The 18694-nt window shown below is 60.8% G+C and carries 15 protein-coding genes and 1 tRNA gene; 4 read left to right on the top strand and 12 right to left on the bottom strand.

The genetic code is table 11. The features are described 5' to 3' along the window. Positions 1 to 795, top strand: a complete 795-nt coding sequence (locus AADA15_RS15065; RefSeq protein ID WP_341642381.1) for a carnitinyl-CoA dehydratase — start codon at positions 1 to 3, stop codon at positions 793 to 795. Here AADA15_RS15065 and queG read toward each other — a convergent pair. From queG to AADA15_RS15090, 5 genes are all read right to left on the bottom strand, one after another. After that, positions 792 to 1844, bottom strand: a complete 1053-nt coding sequence (queG, locus tag AADA15_RS15070) for a tRNA epoxyqueuosine(34) reductase QueG (protein ID WP_341642382.1) — start codon at positions 1842 to 1844, stop codon at positions 792 to 794. The two genes, AADA15_RS15065 and queG, sit on opposite strands and share 4 nt — an antisense overlap. A 21-nt stretch (positions 1845 to 1865) precedes the next feature. Beyond that, entirely contained in the window at positions 1866 to 2531 is a 666-nt protein-coding gene (gene fzlA / locus AADA15_RS15075) for an FtsZ-binding protein FzlA (protein ID WP_341642383.1), read from the bottom strand. A gap of 64 nt (positions 2532 to 2595) precedes the next feature. Next, on the bottom strand, positions 2596 to 3282 hold the full coding sequence (mtgA, locus tag AADA15_RS15080) for a monofunctional biosynthetic peptidoglycan transglycosylase (protein ID WP_341642384.1): 687 nt from the start codon (positions 3280 to 3282) through the stop codon (positions 2596 to 2598). A gap of 357 nt (positions 3283 to 3639) precedes the next feature. After that, positions 3640 to 8172 (bottom strand): glutamate synthase large subunit, encoded by a 4533-nt coding sequence (gene gltB / locus AADA15_RS15085; protein WP_341642385.1) that lies wholly within the window; start codon positions 8170 to 8172, stop codon positions 3640 to 3642. A 75-nt stretch (positions 8173 to 8247) separates the two neighbouring features. After that, positions 8248 to 9687: an NAD(P)-dependent oxidoreductase gene (locus tag AADA15_RS15090; RefSeq protein WP_341642386.1), complete on the bottom strand. Its 1440-nt coding sequence runs from the start codon at positions 9685 to 9687 to the stop codon at positions 8248 to 8250. 235 nt (positions 9688 to 9922) lie between these two features. Between AADA15_RS15090 and AADA15_RS15095 the strand changes: the two genes are divergently transcribed. Beyond that, positions 9923 to 10726, top strand: coding sequence for an undecaprenyl-diphosphate phosphatase (locus tag AADA15_RS15095; RefSeq protein WP_341642387.1), 804 nt, complete (start codon positions 9923 to 9925; stop codon positions 10724 to 10726). Between the two features lie 77 nt (positions 10727 to 10803). Here AADA15_RS15095 and AADA15_RS15100 read toward each other — a convergent pair whose 3' ends face one another. Continuing rightward, positions 10804 to 11793, bottom strand: coding sequence for a complex I NDUFA9 subunit family protein (locus AADA15_RS15100; RefSeq protein ID WP_341642388.1), 990 nt, complete (start codon positions 11791 to 11793; stop codon positions 10804 to 10806). Positions 11794 to 12037: 244 nt separating this feature from the next. Here AADA15_RS15100 and AADA15_RS15105 point away from each other — a divergent pair. Further along, positions 12038 to 12124 (top strand) — tRNA-Leu (locus AADA15_RS15105). Positions 12125 to 12206: 82 nt separating this feature from the next. Here the strand turns inward: AADA15_RS15105 and AADA15_RS15110 are convergent. Then, on the bottom strand, positions 12207 to 12725 hold the full coding sequence (locus AADA15_RS15110) for a hypothetical protein (protein WP_341642389.1): 519 nt from the start codon (positions 12723 to 12725) through the stop codon (positions 12207 to 12209). A 778-nt stretch (positions 12726 to 13503) separates the two neighbouring features. On the opposite strand from AADA15_RS15110, the gene AADA15_RS15115 reads away from it, so the two are divergent. After that, positions 13504 to 14184, top strand: coding sequence for a sugar transferase (locus tag AADA15_RS15115; protein WP_341642390.1), 681 nt, complete (start codon positions 13504 to 13506; stop codon positions 14182 to 14184). Between the two features lie 202 nt (positions 14185 to 14386). On the opposite strand, the gene rfbA is transcribed toward AADA15_RS15115, so the two are convergent. From rfbA to rfbC, 5 genes are all read right to left on the bottom strand, one after another. Next, a complete protein-coding gene (gene rfbA, locus AADA15_RS15120; RefSeq protein WP_341642391.1) occupies positions 14387 to 15274 on the bottom strand; it encodes a glucose-1-phosphate thymidylyltransferase RfbA in 888 nt (295 codons plus the stop codon). After that, positions 15271 to 16122 carry a dTDP-4-dehydrorhamnose reductase gene (gene rfbD / locus AADA15_RS15125; RefSeq protein WP_341642392.1) on the bottom strand — a complete coding sequence of 284 codons (852 nt, stop codon included), beginning with the start codon at positions 16120 to 16122 and terminating at the stop codon, positions 15271 to 15273. The genes rfbA and rfbD overlap by 4 nt, the downstream gene beginning before the upstream one ends. Positions 16123 to 16230: 108 nt before the next feature. Then, positions 16231 to 16998 carry a hypothetical protein gene (locus AADA15_RS15130; RefSeq protein WP_341642393.1) on the bottom strand — a complete coding sequence of 256 codons (768 nt, stop codon included), beginning with the start codon at positions 16996 to 16998 and terminating at the stop codon, positions 16231 to 16233. A gap of 3 nt (positions 16999 to 17001) precedes the next feature. Continuing rightward, the gene (gene rfbB / locus AADA15_RS15135) at positions 17002 to 18054 is read right to left on the bottom strand and encodes a dTDP-glucose 4,6-dehydratase (protein WP_341642394.1); all 1053 of its coding nucleotides are present in this window, start codon (positions 18052 to 18054) and stop codon (positions 17002 to 17004) included. After that, complete coding sequence (gene rfbC, locus AADA15_RS15140) at positions 18051 to 18632, bottom strand: dTDP-4-dehydrorhamnose 3,5-epimerase (RefSeq protein WP_437343205.1); 582 nt, start codon at positions 18630 to 18632, stop codon at positions 18051 to 18053. The genes rfbB and rfbC overlap by 4 nt, the downstream gene beginning before the upstream one ends. Between the last annotated feature and the right edge of the window lie 62 nt (positions 18633 to 18694).

The following is an 18694-nucleotide window of genomic DNA, read 5'->3' on the forward strand; positions in this document are numbered from 1 at the left end:
ATGACCGAATCCGCTCAAAGCCCCGTCAAAACCCGCCGCGAGGGCGCCATCCTCGAGGTGACACTGGACCGGCCCAAGGCCAATGCCATTGATCTGAAAACCAGCGTCGTGATGGGCGAGGTCTTTCGCGAGTTTCGCGACGATCCAGAATTGCGGGTTGCCATCCTGACAGGTGGCGGGGACAAATTCTTCTGCCCCGGCTGGGATCTGAAAGCTGCCGCCGATGGCGATGCTGTGGATGGCGATTACGGTGTCGGTGGCTTTGGCGGGCTGCAGGAAATGCGCGACATGAACAAGCCGGTGATCGCTGCCGTTAACGGCATTGCGTGCGGTGGCGGGCTTGAGCTGGCCCTGTCGGCCGACATGATCATCGCCGCCGATCATGCCACCTTTGCACTGCCGGAAATCCGCTCGGGCACCGTGGCCGATGCCGCCTCGATCAAGCTGCCGAAACGCATCCCCTATCACATCGCCATGGAGCTATTGCTGACCGGGCGCTGGTTCGACGCGACAGAGGCAAACCGCTGGGGCCTGGTGAATGAGATTGTGCCCGCCGATCAGCTGATGGACCGCGCCTGGGAGCTGGCGCGCCTTCTCGCCTCCGGCCCGCCGCTGGTCTATGCGGCGATCAAGGAGATCGTGCGCGATGCGGAGGATTCCAAGTTTCAGGACGCCATGAACCGCATCACCAAACGGCAGCTGCGCTCGGTCGATGTCCTTTACGATAGCGAGGATCAGATGGAGGGCGCGCGCGCCTTTGCCGAAAAACGCGATCCGGTCTGGAAGGGGCGTTAAGCGGCGTTCAGACGCTCAACCGCCCAGCGCGCGGCTTCGGCGACCACGGGATCGGGATCCTCGGTCAGCCGCGCTGCCGCCGGGGCAAGCGCGGGATCGTTCGAGTTGCCGATGGCATAAAGCACATTGCGCACGAACCGGTCCCGCCCGATGCGTTTGATCGGAGATCCTGAGAACATCTCCCGAAACCCCGCATCATCCAGCGCGGCCAGATCGGCAAGTCGCGGCGCCACCAGCCCTTCGCGCGCGGCATAGCGCATATCGCTGGCGGCAACGGCAAACTTGTTCCAGGGGCAAGCGGCCAGACAATCATCGCAGCCATAGATCCGGTTGCCCATCTTGGCGCGCAGTTCGTGATCGACGGGGCCTTTGTATTCGATGGTGAGATAGGAAATGCAGCGCCGCGCGTCGAGTTGATAGGGCGCCGGAAAGGCATCGGTCGGACAGGCGGTCAGACAGGACCGGCAAGATCCGCAATGGTCCCGCTCTGGCGCATCAACCGGCAGGTCCAGAGTGGTAAAAACAGAGCCTAAAAAGGCCCAGTTGCCCCAATCTCGACTGACAAGGTTCGTGTGCTTTCCCTGCCAGCCCAGGCCCGCCGCCTGCCCCAGCGGCTTTTCCGGAATGGGCGCGGTATCGACAAAGACCTTGACCTCTGCCGCATCGCTGTCCTTTTCCGCCTCGGCAATCAGCCAGCGCGCGAGACGTTTCAAGCGTTTCTTGACCAGATCGTGGTAATCCTTGCCGCGCGCATAGACCGACACGGCGCCCCGGTCCGGCAGGCTAACAACCGCCATCGGATCCTCATCGGGCGTATAGCTTTCGGCCAGCATGATCACCGACCGCGCTTCAGGCCACAGCTGCGCCGGATCGCTGCGCCAATGGCTGCGCTCTGCCATCCAGCCCATCTGCCCATGATAGCCCGCCGCAAGGAAGGCCTCCAGCCGCGCGGGCACCTCGGGCACATCCCACGGGCGGCAGATGCGGCAGGAAACAAAGCCTTCCTCCTTCGCCTGCCGAACCAGCCTTTCCTTCAGCGCGGCGCTCATATCTGCACCTGCGCCGCGAGATCAGAAATCAAGGTCGGCATAATGCGGCGGCGGGCGGAACCCCGGGATCTGATCGGCAAGGATCGACCGGAACGCCGGGCGCGACTTGATCTTGGCGTACCAGTCCTTGACCGTCGCCGACCGGTTCCAGTCCACGTCCGAAATATAATCAAGCGACGACAGATGCGCCGCAGCCGCAAAATCCGCCAGCGTCATGCTGTCCCCCGCCAGCCAGCGGCGATGATCCAAAAGCCAGGCCATGTAATCGAGGTGATACTTGATCGCCCGCGCCCCGGCCTTGACGTTGTGGCTGTCCGGATAGCCCTCTCCGGTGACCTTCTTGTTGACCCGCTCATAGAGTAGTTTTGACGTCACCTCATTGTGGAACTTGTCATCGAACCAGGAAACCAGGCGGCGCACCTCATAGCGGCCATCCGGGTCCGAGGGCATCAGCGACGGCTCGGGGCGGGTTTCCTCCAGGTATTCGCAGATCGCGGCACTTTCCGACATCATCTTGCCGTCAAGCCGCACCACCGGGATCTTGGCCGCCGGGTTGCGGCGCAGGAAATCGGGATCTTTCTCCCAATAGCGTTCTTCGACCAGTTCGACCTCGATCTTCTTTTCCGCAAGCGACAGGCGCACCTTGCGGCAGAAGGGGGACAGGGGGACATGATACAGGCGTGCCATTGGCTGATGGTGTCTCCTGAAGCGGGTGGAATTGCATCAGCAATGCCTGCTTGCTGCAAAAACTTCAATCCTCGAAACAGTCCGAACGCCCATCTGCGCGGATGGTAGCCGCCCCGTCCTCGATCTGCGCGGCCCGCTGGCGCAGATTTTTTGATGGGCGCGCTGCCGAACGGCCTTTCGGGTTTGGCAATACCGCCGCGATCAGAGCCGCCTGACGCGCCGAGAGTTCATCCGGACCAACACCAAAATAATGCCGCGCCGCCGCCTCGGCACCAAAAATGCCCTCGTCCATTTCAGCGACGTTCAGATAGACCTCCAGAATGCGCCGTTTGCTCCAGATCGCCTCCACCAAGGGCGTCAGCGCTACCTCCAGCGCTTTTCGAAACCAGCTGCGCTCCTGCCAGAGGAAGACGTTCTTCACCACCTGCTGAGAAATGGTTGACCCGCCGCGCTGACCACCTTCTGCGAGCGCCGCGCGGATTGCGGTCACATCGATCCCCCAATGCTGGCAGAATCGCGCATCCTCAGCCGCCACCACGGACCTCGCCAGAACCGGAGCGATATCTTCAAGCGGAACCCATTCCCTGTCTATGTCACCAAGACGGCGCTGTTCAGCCCAGATCGTATGGGTGATGGGCGGATTCACCACGGAAAACAGCACAACCAGCGCCACAGCCAGCACCAAGACCGCCAAACACACGCGCATCACCCATTTGCGCACCCACCTCAGAGGCGAGGTGATCCTTCGCATGAGGGGGGGGCTGCTCTTGCCTGTCTTTTTCGCCGCCTTTGCCATGCCTCCTCTATAGGCCAGAGCCGCCCCATGCTGCCACCGTGAAATCGACCTGCTGCTCCGGAGCCCTCATCGCTTGCCCGGGAACAGGCGCGGGGCAAAAAAGACGGCTCAGGCAGAATTGCGGAGGCTCCGCGCCGCAGGCGTGGAAACCGCCATTGTGCTTGAACCGGCTTTGGGCCGTGCCAGACAGGGCATGAAGAGATGTGGGGTTTGGTGCTTGCTGCTCGGGTGACTCAGGAAGCGATACCCAAAAAGAAAAAGCCCCGCAGGCGGTCAGCCTGCGGGGCAATTTGATAGTGCTGGATACGCGGTTTACTCCGCTGGCATGGCTGCCTGTTCCAGCGACAGCGGGTGCTGCAGCTTGTCCAGCATCTCCTTGGGGCAGACCTGAACGAAATTGGTTTTCTCGGTCTCCCAATGCTGCAGGATATCGGCGGCCTTGCGGCTCCCGGTTTCCTCCAGATGGCGCTCGATCAGGCCTTTCAGCTCACCTTCCCAGTGGTCGACGGTTACCGCGCAGGTGACCAGAGACTCCATATTCATCATGGTCTCGGCCTTGCCTTCGGGATCGTAAAGGTAGGCCATGCCGCCGGTCATGCCCGCGCCAAAGTTCGCCCCGATCGACCCCAGGATCACTGCCACACCGCCGGTCATGTATTCACAGCCGTTCGATCCGCAGCCCTCGATCACCACCTTCGCGCCCGAGTTGCGCACGGCGAAACGTTCACCCGCGCGACCCGCTGCAAAGAGATAGCCATCGGTCGCGCCATAGAGCACGGTATTGCCGACGATGGTGTTGTCGCTCGCCACCAGCGGCGAGGCCATCGGCGGACGTACCACGATCATGCCACCCGACAGGCCCTTGCCAACATAGTCGTTGGCATCGCCCGAAACCTCAAGCTTCAGACCGGGCGCGGCAAAGGCCCCCAGGGACTGACCGGCGGAGCCCTGCAGCTTCACCGTCAGGTGATCCGGCTGGAAGGAATTGCGCATGCCAAAGTTGCGCACGATATGGCTCGAGGTGCGCGTGCCCACCGTCCGATGCGTGTTCTGCACCGCGTAGGAAAGCTGCATCTTCTCGCCATCCTGCAGGAAGCGGGCCGCATCGCGCACGATTTCCGCATCCAGCGTATCGGGCACCGCGTTGCGCTCCTTGTCGCGGTTGTAGACGATGCTGGCCGACCCATCGACAGTGATCAGCAGCGGGTTGAGGTCCAGATCGTCCAGATGTGCCGACCCACGCGAGACCTGCGCCAGTAGATCCGCACGGCCGATCACCTCGTCCAGGCTCCGCGCACCGATGGAGGCGAGGATTTCCCGCACTTCCTGTGCGTAGAAGGTGATGAGGTTCACCACCTTGTCAGCATTGCCGGTGAATTTGGCGCGCAGGCTCTCGTCCTGTGTACAGACGCCCACCGGGCAGGTGTTCGACTGGCACTGGCGCACCATGATGCAGCCCATGGCAATCAGGGCGGCAGTGCCGATGCCGTATTCCTCAGCGCCCATCATCGCAGCCATGACAATGTCACGACCGGTGCGCAGGCCGCCGTCGGTGCGCAGGGTCACACGGTCGCGCAGGTTGTTCATCGCCAGAACCTGATGCGCCTCGGTAAGGCCCATCTCCCACGGCAGACCCGCGTATTTGATCGAGGTCGCCGGAGACGCCCCGGTGCCGCCGTTATGGCCCGAGATCAGGATGATGTCTGCCTTCGCCTTGGCCACGCCAGCGGCGATTGTGCCAACGCCCGAGGAGGCCACCAGCTTCACCGTCACCTTGCAGCGCGGATTGATCTGTTTCAGGTCATAGATCAGCTGCGCCAGGTCCTCGATCGAGTAGATATCGTGGTGCGGCGGCGGCGAGATCAGCGTCACACCCTTGGTCGAATGGCGCAGGCGCGCGATGAGGTCGGTGACCTTCATGCCCGGCAGCTGGCCACCCTCACCCGGCTTTGCGCCCTGGGCCACCTTGATCTCCAGCTCTTCACACTGGTTCAGGTATTCGGCGGTCACACCAAAGCGGCCCGAGGCCACCTGCTTGATCTTGGCGGAGGGGTTGTCGCCGTTGGGTTCGGGCACGAAATGCGCCGGATCTTCCCCGCCTTCGCCACTGTCGGACTTGGCGCCGATGCGGTTCATCGCGACGTTCAGCGTCTTGTGCGCCTCGGGCGACAGCGCGCCCAGGGACATGCCCGGCGTCACGAAGCGCTTGCGGATCGCGGTGATGCTTTCCACCTCTTCCAGCGGCACCGGCTTGCCCAGCGGCTTGATGTCCAGAAGGTCGCGAAGATGGATCGGCGGGTTGGCCTGCATCTTTTTCGAATACTGCTGCCACATCTGGTAGGAGGCCTTGTTGCAGGCCATCTGCAGCATGTGCATCGAGGTCGCTTCCCAGGCGTGGGTCTCACCGGATTTACGCGCCTTGTAGAAGCCACCGATGGGCAGCACGTTCTGTTGAGCGCCCCAGGCGGTGGCGTGGATTTCCTCGGCCTTCACCTGGATACCAGACACACCGATGCCGGAAATCCGGCTGGTCATGCCGGGGAAATACTCAGCGCACATGGCGCGGGACAGACCGACGGCTTCGAAGTTCAGGCCACCACGGTAAGAGGACACCACAGAGATACCCATCTTGGCCATGATCTTCAGAAGGCCCTGGTCGATGGCCTCACGGTAACGGGCGACGTTTTCGGTCAGGGACCCATCCAGCAGGCCCCGCTCGATCCGGTCAGCAAGAGAGTCTTCGGCCAGATAGGCGTTCACCACGGTGGCGCCACAGCCGATCAGCACCGCAAAGTAATGCGGGTCGATACATTCCGCCGAGCGCACGTTGAGCGAGCAGAAGGTGCGCAGCCCCTTGCGCGTCAGGTGCGAGTGCACGGCCGAGGTCGCCAGGATCATCGGCATGGCGATCTTGTCAGCATTCGAATGCTGGTCGGTCAGCACGATATGCCCCGCGCCCGAACGCACCGCCTCTTCGGCTTCAGCGCGGATGCGCTCCAAGGCCGCGTTCAGAGCGCCCTTGCCGGGTGTGAAGGTACAATCCACCTCAGCCGGGGGTTCTTCCAGCGTTTCCACCAGCTTGTCCCACTGACTGTTGGCCACAAACGGGCTTTCCAGAACGATGATTTCGGTCTGGGAGCTGTCTTCGTCCAGCACGTTCTTGAGGTTGCCGAACCGCGTCTTGAGCGACATCACGCGATATTCGCGCAGGCTATCGATCGGCGGGTTGGTCACCTGGCTGAAGTTCTGACGGAAAAAATGCGACAGCGGGCGGTATTTCTTGGACAGAACCGCCGAAGGGGTGTCATCGCCCATCGAGGCCAGCGTTTCCTTACCGTCCTCGGCCATCGGCGCAAGGATCTGCTCCAGCTCTTCGATGGTGTAGCCAGCCGCGATCTGGCGGCGGCGCAGTTCTTCCCCGCTGAACAGCGGCTTTTCTTCCACCGTGGCGAGGGTCTCGTCCAGATCGTTGATTTTTTCGACCCAATCACCGAAGGGCAGCGCCGCGGCGAGTTTGTCCTTGATTTCGGTGTCGTGGTAGAGCTTGCCCTTTTTCATGTCCACGGCCAGCATCTGACCCGGACCAAGGGCGCCCTTCTCGACGACGGTTGCTTCATCGATCGGCACCATGCCCGCCTCGGAGCCAGCGATCACCAGACCGTCGCCGGTGACGACATAGCGCATCGGGCGCAGACCGTTGCGGTCCAGACCGGCGCAGACCCAGCGGCCATCGGTCATGGCGAGGGCGGCGGGGCCATCCCAGGGTTCCATCACCGAGTTGCAGTAGGAATACATGTCGCGCCAGGCCTCGGGCAGTTCGACCGCCTGTTTCGACCAGCTTTCGGGCACCAGCATGGTTTTCGCCATGGGCGCAGAGCGGCCTGCGCGCACCAGAACCTCGAACACGGAATCCAGCGCCGCCGAGTCTGAGGAGCCACCCGCGATGATCGGCTTGATGTCCTCGGCGTAGTCTCCAAAGGTCGCAGAAGCCATGCGGATCTCATGGCTTTTCATCCAGTTGATGTTGCCCTTCAGAGTGTTGATCTCCCCGTTGTGAGCCAGCATGCGGAAGGGCTGCGCCAGCCACCACTGCGGGAAGGTGTTGGTGGAATACCGCTGGTGATAGATCGCAAAGGCGGATTCAAACCGTTCGTCCATCAGGTCGGGGTAGAAAACGGCAACCTGTTCGGCGAGCATCATGCCCTTGTAGATGATCGACCGGCAGGACAGCGACGCGATGTAGAGACCGCCGATCCCGGCAGCCGCGGCTGCCTTTTCGATGCGGCGACGGATCACGTAGAGCTCGCGCTCGAACGTATCCTCATCCACGCCCTTGGAGTTGGAGATCAGGATCTGCTCGATCTCGGGGCGGGTGGCGTTGGCCTTTTCACCGAGGCAGGTCACATCGACCGGCACATGGCGCCAGCCGTAGATATAGTAGCCCATGCGCAGGACTTCTGTTTCCACAATGGTCCGGCATTTCTCCTGAGCGCCAAAATCGGTGCGCGGCAGGAAAACCTGGCCAACCGCGATCAGCTGGTCGGTGTGCGGCTCGTGGCCGGTCCGCTTGATCTGGTCATAAAAGAAGGGAACCGGGATCTGCACGTGGATACCTGCGCCGTCGCCGGTCTTGCCGTCGGCATCCACCGCGCCGCGGTGCCAGATCGCTTTCAGCGCATTGATACCGGCCTCGACCACCTTGCGGCTGGCGCTGCCATCCTTTGAGACCACCAAACCCACACCACAGGAAGAATGCTCTTCTTCCTCGGAATAAAGACCGTTTTCGGCCATCCACTTGCGCTTGGCTTCCTCGGCGCGGACCCATTCTGCATCATATTTGGTCATGTCGTTTTCCTTTGCCTGACGGCGGCGCCTCACCTTTGAAAGGGGCGCGCAACCGTTTGAGACCGAAGTCTGTTGTTATTCCGCTGCCACGGCAGCTTTTGCGTTGAACCGTTCGATGATCGCCTCGGCGCAGTCGCGGCCGTCCTTGATGGCCCAGACCACCAGGCTGGCACCGCGCACGATGTCGCCCACCGCGTAGACACCCGGCAGATCGGTCGCGCCGGTCGTGAACTCGGCCTTGACGGTGCCCCAGCGGGTGACCGGCAGTTCCGGCTGCCCCCAGAGGGTCGGCAGGTCTTCGGGCTCAAAGCCCAGCGCCTTGATCACCAGATCCGCCTCTTCCACGTAGTCGGCACCTTCGATCACTTCGGGGGCCTGACGGCCGGTGGCATCGGGGGCGCCAAGGCGCATCTTCTGCACCATCACGCCAGAGACCTTGCCACCGTTATCCACGAACCCTTTGGGCGCGGACAGCCATTCAAAGACCACGCCTTCTTCTTCGGCGTTCTGGGTTTCACGCTGCGAGCCGGGCATGTTGGCACGGTCGCGGCGATACAGACATTTGACCGAGGTCGCCCCTTCGCGGATCGAGGTGCGCACGCAGTCCATCGCCGTATCTCCACCGCCGATCACCACGACCTTCTTGCCTTCGGCGTTCAGCTCACCGCTTTCGAACTCCGGCACGGTGTCGCCAAAGCTGCGTTTGTTGGACGCAGTCAGGAAGTCGATCGCCTTGACGATGCCGACAGCGCCGCTACCGGGCATGGCGAGATCGCGGGACTTGTAAACACCGGTGGCGATGATCACCGCGTCATGCTTGCCGCGAATGTCCTCGAAGGAGATATCCTCGCCCACGTTGCAGTTCATGACAAAGGTCACGCCGCTGTCCTCAAGCAGCTTGTTGCGGCGCATGACCACGTCTTTTTCCAGCTTGAAGCCGGGGATGCCGTAGGTCAGCAGGCCGCCCGCGCGGTCATAGCGGTCATAGATCGTGACCTGAACGCCAGCGCGGCGCAACATGTCGGCGGCCGCCAGACCGCCGGGGCCGGCACCGATGATGCCGACACTTTCGCTGCGTTCTTGCAGCGGGGCAACGGGCTTGACCCAGCCCTGCTCCCAGGCGGTGTCGGTGATGTATTTCTCGACGGCGCCAATGGTGACGGTGCCGTGGCCGGACTGCTCGATCACGCAGTTGCCTTCGCACAGGCGGTCCTGCGGGCAGATGCGACCACAGATCTCGGGGAAGGTGTTGGTGGCCTGGCTGGTCTCATAGGCCTCTTCCAGCCGTCCGGTTGCGGTCAGACGCAGCCAGTCGGGGATGTTGTTGTGCAGCGGGCAGTGGGACTGGCAATAGGGCACGCCGCACTGGCTGCAGCGGCTGGCCTGCTCTTCGGCCTTGGCGGCGGCGAACTCGGCGTAGATCTCGTGGAAGTCTTCCTTGCGATCTTCGGCGGCCCGCTTTTCGGGCATGTCGCGTTCGATTTTCACGAATTTGAGCATCGGTTGCTTGGCCACGGGTGGACTCCCTTATTAGCTTGCTACGAGTGTCATAGTTCGAAGCGCGGCGGATTAAAAGTCAACTGTGCTGACCTATTTTGTCAGCTGTTAACTCCTGATACTCGTCGCAGCGGAAATGTACAGCAATTTTAGGACCGAACCGGACCCAAACCATGAGCTTCCCATTCGGGAACAGATTCACTAAGCAAAAAGCGCATTTAGGCCGTTCCCGGCCGTATAGGAGCAGCCAGCCATGTCATTGTTTCACCTCGTTCTGGTGGCCCTTCTCCAGGGGGTAACGGAATTTCTGCCGATATCCTCTTCGGGGCACCTGATTCTGCTTCCGGCGCTGAGCGGCCTGGAAGACCAGGGACAGGTCATCGATGTTGCGGTTCACGTGGGCACACTGGCTGCGGTGATCATCTATTTCTGGCAGGATGTCCGCACTGGTCTTCTGGGCTTGCCGCGTCTCTTTCTTGGACGTGCGGATACCGAAGGCGCACGCCTGGCCCTGGGTCTGATCATTGCCACTATTCCAACGGTGATCCTGGGCGCTGTTCTCCATTTCACCGGCCTCAGCGACATGCTGCGCTCCACCGCCGTGATCGGATGGACCATGCTGATCTTTGGGATCGTGCTTTATATCGCCGACCAGAAAGGCGCCGAGGTCAAGACGGGCCGCGACTGGGGGCTGCGCGACGCGCTGATCATGGGGCTGTGGCAGATGATCGCGCTGATCCCGGGAACCTCGCGGTCGGGTATCACCATCACCGGCGCGCGGCAGCTTGGCTACACCCGGACCGAGGGCGCGCGGATCGCCATGCTGATGTCCATTCCCACCATCCTTGCCTCGGGTATCCTGCTGGGCGCCGAGGTCGCGGTGGAGGCCAACACCGCATTGATGCGGGATGGGTTGATTGCCGCTGCCTTCGCCTTTCTGTCTGCATTGGCTGCGCTGACCCTGATGATGCGGCTTTTGCGCTCCGTCAGCTTTACGCCCTATGTGATCTACCGGGTCATCCTCGGGGTCATTCTGCTGGCGGTTGCCTACAGCTAAAGCGGTCCATCAGGTAAAGAAGAAGGCGCGGAGCCAAAGCCCCGCGCCCTATTCGCTACCACCTGCCTGCGTTGGGATCAGGCGTCGCCGCGCAGGTTGCGGGCTGAGGCGGTCATTTCGTCATACTGGCCCGAGGGGCGGAACTTCCACAGGTAGTCGGGCAGGACAGGGCCCATCAGCGAGGGTTCAATCCCGAGATCCGCAAAGCCTTTGGCACCGTCGGACACGACATTATCACGCCCAAGGTTCCTGAGCTGGTCACGTGTCAGCACCTTGTTCTCGATCAGCTGGAAGCTGACGAACTGAAGGATATCAAAGCCAAGCGCGATGATTCCGGCTACGAAACGCGGCAGCGAGACCACGATGCGGCGGCGGTGAATCACCGCAAGCATGTCCTGCATCAGCTCTTCAAAGGTTTTGACCTGAGGGCCGCCCAGCTCGTAAATTCCCGGTTCCGCCTTGCCCAATACGCCAGCCACAGCTGCACGGGCCACATCATCCACATAAACCGGCTGGAAGCGGGTGGAGCCGCCGGCAATCGGAAGAATCGGCGAGAGGCGGGTCATCCCGGCAAAGCGGTTGAAGAACTGATCTTCGGTCCCAAAAATGATCGAGGGGCGCAGGATCACCGCGCCCGCAAAGGCCTCTTGCACGGCGGCTTCGCCAGCGGCCTTGGTCCGGGCATATTGACTGTCGCTGTCGGCATCCGCGCCGATCGCCGAGATATGCACCATCTGACCGACGCCCTGATCGGCCGCGATACGGGCGATACGTCCAGCACCTTCGGCCTGAACCGCGTCAAATGTGTTCTTGCCAAGCTCGTTCAGAACTCCGACGCAGTTTACGACAGCATCGGCTCCCTGCATCACAGCCGCGACCGAGGCATCGTCGCGGATGTTGCAGAAGACCGGCTCGACCTGGCCGGGCACCCCGTAGGGCTTCACATGCATCGCCTCGTTCGGGCGGCGCACGGCGACGCGCACGCGCCAGCCTTCCTTGGCCATGCGGCGCGCGATGTAACGACCGACAAAACCGGATCCGCCATAGATCGTAACCAGTTTGGACATCTGTTGGCTCCTGCAATTTGCTCTGGTTCCGATCTACCGGTCCGGCCGCTGTCAAACAAGGCGCAAATCACACCCTGCGTTGCAGTTTCATCATAAATCGCGGGTTTTGCGCAGGGTTTGAGGCCCTCGGCACCTGATCTCCAAAAGGTTTGACGCAAAGATATCTGTTGTGAGTTGTCCAGCTTCGGCAAAATTCCGTTTGACGGCTGCACGCCCCATGCGTATACGCCGCTGCACGACACCTGCCCAGGTGGCGGAATTGGTAGACGCGCTAGCTTCAGGTGCTAGTGTCCGTACGGACGTGGAGGTTCGAGTCCTCTCCTGGGCACCATTCCCAAAAACTCATAACAACTTTCATCTCGTCGGCAGATCTGCCAGGAAACTGTTCCGGACACTCTGGCGACGCTTGCTGATCAGCAAGCCTGTACGCCCATATTGATGATGTCACGGCCGGAGATACGATAGATCCCGTCGATCTTGTTGCGGCCAGTCTTGATGTACCAGGCGTTCAGTTTGGGCGGGTAATACTGAGCGATGACGCGTGAATAGAAGTCGAAGCGATCCGGCGACAGCCGTTGACCGTTTTTGGAGGGACCGTGGAACCCGAATTGCGTATGCGGGGATACACAGGTGTTCGGAAGCCCCAGCAACATGGTGCAGGTCGAATAGCAGATCTGACCCCGAATTTCGACGCGGCGTCCGGATGCCTCGAGGTTGCGCAACTCTCGCAGGCGATCACTGATGTAGCCACCGCGGTCATTCTGCACGACGTAGGCTCTGGCAGCGGCCGCATTGACTGGGGTGCTGCTGGCCGCAAGGCACGTGGCGCCGATCACCGCAGCGGCCGCAATCGACCGACCAATCCTGGAAAGCAGCCCTGAGATCAACGTAGTCTTCCGGGGCGAAACCGTCTTCTTTGCCGCATGTTCCATTACCCAATCCTCGTAGAAGAATTTCTGTTCGAAACGATTGCTATCGAGGCAAGCTGAAACCTTCGGGCTAAACCTGTGGCGAAATCTTGGCCCTTAGTTCTAAGTTTACTAAGATGCGCCATAGCAGCCTCCGCTTCCGAGGTGGAATCGTCTTCCGACAACCGCGCTGATCGGAGGGATGGCACAACGGTCTGTCGTGACTTTTCCGCAGTTCCGTCCCATCCGGGCGATGAGGATGAAAGCTAGCGCAGAACGCATGTGTTGTGGAGGAAATCGCCTGCCGACGATGCTGCGGGAACAGCGCGCCAGCATGGCGACATCGGGCATGCATTGAAAAACAGGTTCGGGCGTTTTCTGGAACTCGCGGTTCTTTGAGGATCACTGCCCATCAAGGCATATCACCCGTTCGGTCATGCAGTCGCCGCCAGGCATCCGTTGTCCATCGATTCCCGTGTTGCCTGTCGATTCCCTTTGAACGGGTCAAAGATGGACAAGTGCCAACGCGCCGGGGGCCCGAAATCCTGCTTTGAGGCCTTCTGCAGTAGAATCTTTCGAGCCAAAAACACCCATAGGGAGAAGTCGTTTGGTTTCCGGTCGACGAAGGGCCTTAGAAAGCAGCACAACCACCCCGATTTGCTTCAAACCCAATAGTTAACCATTGATCTCAAAAATCATAAAAATTAGAATTAATTTGATGATATACGAGTGCAGAGCTACCTAGGGCAGGCAGCTTCAGGCCCGGCTCTGGTTGTTTTGATAGATAAATAAGGTTTTGAAAATGCAAGATTTCTCCGCAACACTTCGAAACTCGGAAACTTATTCCGAGCTCGGTGGGCGAAAAGCCAATAATCATGGATTTTATCGCCGCTTCGGAAAGCGGGCTGTCGATATTTCTCTCGTTTTGATGTCCGCTCCGATCGTGATCATCCTGCTCTTTCCCATCATGCTTTTGATCGCGCTGGACGGCGGAAACCCGCTCTACTCTCAGCTCCGTCTCGGACGGGGTGGGCGCTCTTATCGCATGTGGAAGCTGCGCTCCATGGTCGTCGATGCTGACCAGAAGCTTGAAGCCTATCTGGCGTCCAATCCGGAAGCGGACGCAGAGTGGCGCCTGAATCAGAAGCTGAAGAAAGATCCGCGCATTACAAAGATCGGCCGCTTGATCAGAAAGACGTCTCTGGATGAGCTTCCGCAACTGTGGAATGTGCTGGTCGGCGACATGAGCCTCGTCGGTCCGCGGCCCATGATGGTCTGCCAGAAAGACCTCTACCCGTCCAAGGACTACTTCGAGATGAACCCCGGCATCACTGGTGCCTGGCAGGTGAGCGCGCGCAACGAAAGTACATTCGAAGAGCGTGCCACCTATGACAGAAAATATCTGAACGACCTGTCGGCAAAGACAGACGCGATGATTCTGGTCAAAACGGTGGGTGTTGTGTTCAAGGCTACCGGCCACTGAGACGGCAGCCCACACGGATGAGCCCTGATCGGACTTAAAAAAAGCATATCTCGCCACCACAGGCGAGATATGCGGCAAGTCTTCCGCTCGCCCCTGTGAGCGAATGGGGCTAAAAAACTGTCACCAGACGACTTCCAGTATTCAGGCGCAGCGGCGGGACCCGCACCTTCCGGGCAACCCAAAACCACCGCTGCTCCGCCGGTCAGGGTTTTAGCAAGCGTTCCAGATAGGCACCGTAGTCGTTCTTCTTGAACAGATCCGCGCGGGCCTGAAGCTCCTGGTCGTTGATCCAGCCCGCCTCATAGGCGATCTCCTCAAGGCAGCCGGTCTGGAGCCCCTGGCGTTTGGTCAATGTGCGCACGAAATTGCCCGCATCCAACAGCGAGCCATGGGTGCCGGTATCAAGCCAGGCATAGCCGCGACCCATGGTTTCCACCCTGAGGGCGCCTTCATCGAGATACATCTGCAAAAGATCGGTGATCTCCAGCTCGCCCCTCGGCGAAGGCTGCACCCGGCGCGCGCGTTCGGGGGCGGATCCGTCAAGGAAATAGAGACCCGTGACTGCATAGTTCGAGGGCGGAGATTCAGGCTTTTCGATGATCTGGCGCGCCGTGCCGTTTCCGTCAAAGGCAACCACACCATAACGTTCGGGATCGGCCACGTGATAGCCGAAGACCGTCCCGCCCGCGCCCTGTTCACCCGCCGCCGCAAGCAGTTTCGGCAACCCGTGGCCAAAGAAGATGTTGTCCCCAAGGACCAACGCAGACGGGGCACCATCCAGGAAGTCCTCGGCCAGGATATAGGCCTGCGCCAACCCGTCTGGGCTGGGCTGCACCACGTAGCTCAGCGACACGCCCCATTGACTACCGTCTCCCAGCGTGCGCTGGAACTGCTCCTGATCCTGCGGCGTGGTGATCACGCAGATCTCGCGGATCCCGGCCAGCATCAGAACCGACAGCGGGTAGTAGATCATCGGCTTGTCGTAGATCGGAAGCAGCTGCTTCGACACGCCCATGGTGATCGGGTAGAGCCGGGTGCCAGAGCCCCCCGCCAGGATGATTCCTTTCCGCGTGGTGCCATGTGCTGTCATGCGCTCTCTCCCAAATCCTTTAAAATCTCATCCAGGCCCGCGCGCCAATCGGGGCGGGAAATGCCAAAAGCAGTTGCCAGCGTGGTGCAATCGAGCCTTGAATTCAGAGGTCGCTGCGCCGGAGTGGGGTAATCGCTTGAGGGGATATCCACCACTTCGCAGGACAAACCGGCGCGGGAAAAAATCTCGCGCGCGAAGTCGGCCCAGTTGGTATCGGGCTGGCCCGACAGGTGATAGATGCCGCTTTTGGACGGCTCATCGATCAGTTGTTCGGCCATCTTGAGGCAAGCGGCTGCGATATCGCGCGCCGGGGTCGGGGCGCCGACCTGGTCGGCAACAATGGTAAGACGGTCGCGGTCCTTGCCAAGCCGCAGCATGGTCTTGACGAAGTTGTTGCCATGGGCCGAAACAACCCAGGAGGTGCGCAGGATCGCATGCACCCCGCCCGCCGCGCGCACGGCTTCTTCGCCCACCAGTTTACTGCGCCCATAGGCGCCAAGGGGGCCTGTTGCATCATCTGGCTGCCAGGGCGCATCTCCGCTGCCGTCAAAGACATAGTCAGTGGATACAGTCACAAAGGGGATGCCCAGATCAGCGCAGGCCCGTGCCATCGCAGCAGGGGCCACGGCGTTGATCACGGTGGCCAGTTCTTCTTCGTCCTCGGCCCGGTCGACCGCCGTATAGGCAGCGGCATTGATCACCGCCTTGGGGGCATGGGCGTGGATCGCTGCAGCGCAGGCTTCTGGCTCGGCCAGATCCGCCGCATCCCGACCCAGACAGATGACACCGTCATGGGCCGCCAGTTCGCGGGCCAACTGTCCGGTCTTGCCAAAGGTGAGAATGGTCAAACGTGCGGCTCCCTTTCATTCTGGTCTGTGATCAGTCCATTTTCCGTTTCACAAGGTCTTGGGCTTGAGCCGTTCTGCGCTCATCCGCCCCAGGTCCGTGTGACGTGACTACCCCAGCAGGCGTTGTTTGATGTTCGAGAGGTTCCGGCGCATCCTGCTGGCGAAGGTGTCCCGGCGATTGAGCCATTCCTTTGATGTATCTGGTGGGGTTTGCCCGATTGCCCCGAACAAGGCCGGGAAGACGGACCCGTCCCGTTGAAGCACAGCGTCATAGTCAATGACAATCAGATCACCGATGCCTTCCCAGAAGGCACGAAGCTCATCCGTCTGATAGTACCAGCTTCCGTTCGTGCTTTCCGCATCCGACACCTCCTCAAGCAAAGGGGTCACCGATGTTTTCTTGAGCTGGTTTTCCCGTGATGCGGCCCAGGCTTCCTTCGAGCGCAAACACAGGATCGGGACAATCTCGGAAAACAAGGGTGTCAGGTGATGCCGCAGCAAAGTGGCCTCTTCCGGCGTGCGAAGCAGGCAGAATTCCTCACTCGATATGACAAAATCCCGGGCCGTGCTGGCCTCGACCATCTTTGTCAACCCAGCCATGACGCGGTTGGTATTGGCCTCATCCGGCAGCGGCGCATTGCGCAGCAGGCGGGGACTGGTTTTCAGGCTTGGCCGGATAAAGCAGTTCGCCAGCAGGAATGCATTGGCCGAACCTTTGCGGGCGATGGGTTTTCCATGGAGAACCTCGAACCCCGTGCGCCGGAGCTGCGGTGCCATGGAACACAGGGCGGCCTGGAAGGATGTTGTGCCGGTTTTATGAGTGCCAACGTGCAGGAACAGACGCCTCTCGTTGACTTCACTCTTGCTACCACTCACGGTCTACGCTCCTTTTCCCAGCCGCTGCCCGACGCCATGGCGGGCCTGCAGGGGACGCCACCAGGCCTCGTTGTCGAGGTACCACTGGACGGTTTTGGCCAGCCCCTCTTCGACCGTGACCGACGGCCGCCAGCCCAGTTCGTCGCGGATGCGGGAGGGGTCGATGGCATAGCGCGCGTCATGGCCCGGACGGTCGGTCACGAAGGTGATCTGCTCGGCGTAGGATTTTCCATCACTGCGCGGGCGCTTCTCGTCCAGAATGGTGCAAAGCGTCTGTACCAGCTCAAGGTTGGTGCGCTCATTCTCGCCGCCGATATTGTAAGATCGCCCCAGCACACCCTTCTCCAGCACTAGAAGCAGAGCATCGGCGTGGTCTTCAACGAAAAGCCAGTCGCGGATGTTGGAGCCATCGCCATAGATCGGCAGCGGCTTGCCGGCCAGCGCGTTTAGGATCACCACAGGGATCAGCTTTTCCGGGAAATGATAAGGGCCGTAGTTGTTCGAACAATTGGTCAGCACCACCGGCAGGCCATAGGTTTCAGCCCAGGCGCGCACCAGGTGATCGCTGGCGGCCTTGGAGGCGGAATAGGGCGAGCGCGGATCATAGGCGGTTTCTTCGGTGAACATCACCTCTGGATCGCTGGGCAGAGATCCGTAGACCTCGTCGGTCGAGATATGATGAAAGCGAAAGTCTTCGGGCCGCCCGGCCTGCACCCAGAATTTGCGCGCCGCCTCCAGCATGTTGAAGGTGCCGGTGATATTGGTGTCGATGAAATCGCCGGGGCCGTCGATCGAGCGGTCCACATGGCTTTCGGCGGCCAGATGCATCACGGCATCGGGGCGGTGCGTCTCGAAGACCCGGTCCAGCGCGGCACGGTCGCGAATATCGGCCTGTTCGAAGGCGTAATTCGGGCTCTTCGCCGCCTCGGCCACGTTTTCCAGGCAGGCGGCATAGGTCAGAGCATCGAGGTTTACCACCTGATGACCGCGCGAAATCGCCAGCCGTACCACGGCGGATCCGATAAAGCCGGCACCACCCGTCACGAGGATCTTCATGCGGCCTCTCCTTCCCAGGTGAAGGGGCTGTCGAAATCAGCCAGTGCGGCGGCGGCGGCGTCCTTTTCCGAGAGAACCGGCGTGCCGTCAAAACCCCAGTCGATGCCGCAGCTGTCCCAGGCCACCGCACCATCGCATTCGGGTGCGTAGTAATCGGTGCATTTGTAGATGATCTCGGTGTCGGGCGCACGGGTGATGAAGCCATGCAGGAACCCCTTGGGCACCAGCAACTGCTTTCCGTTCTCCGCCGAGAGCTCAATGCCGAAATGCTGCCCGTAGGTGGGCGAACCCTTGCGGATGTCCACCGCCACATCATAAAGCGCCCCGCGCCCGCAGCGCACCAGTTTGTCCTGGGCATGAGGAGGCGACTGGAAGTGGAGGCCCCTCAGGGTGCCAACCTGCGCAGACAGGGAATGATTGTCCTGCACAAAGTCCAAATTCAGCCCATGATCGGCCATGCGCTTGCGGTTCCAGCTTTCGCTGAAAAAGCCGCGTGCGTCTCCAAATCGGGCAGGTGTCAGTATCTTCAGCCCCGCAATCGGCGTCTCTTCAATCTGCACCACGAAAACCTTTTTCATCTAACATTTGCCTAGTGGCTACTCTGGTTTGGCGAAATTTTAAACCCTCCACATTCACGTCG

Source organism: Phycobacter sedimenti (assembly GCF_038148855.1).
Taxonomy (GTDB): domain Bacteria; phylum Pseudomonadota; class Alphaproteobacteria; order Rhodobacterales; family Rhodobacteraceae; genus Phycobacter; species Phycobacter sedimenti.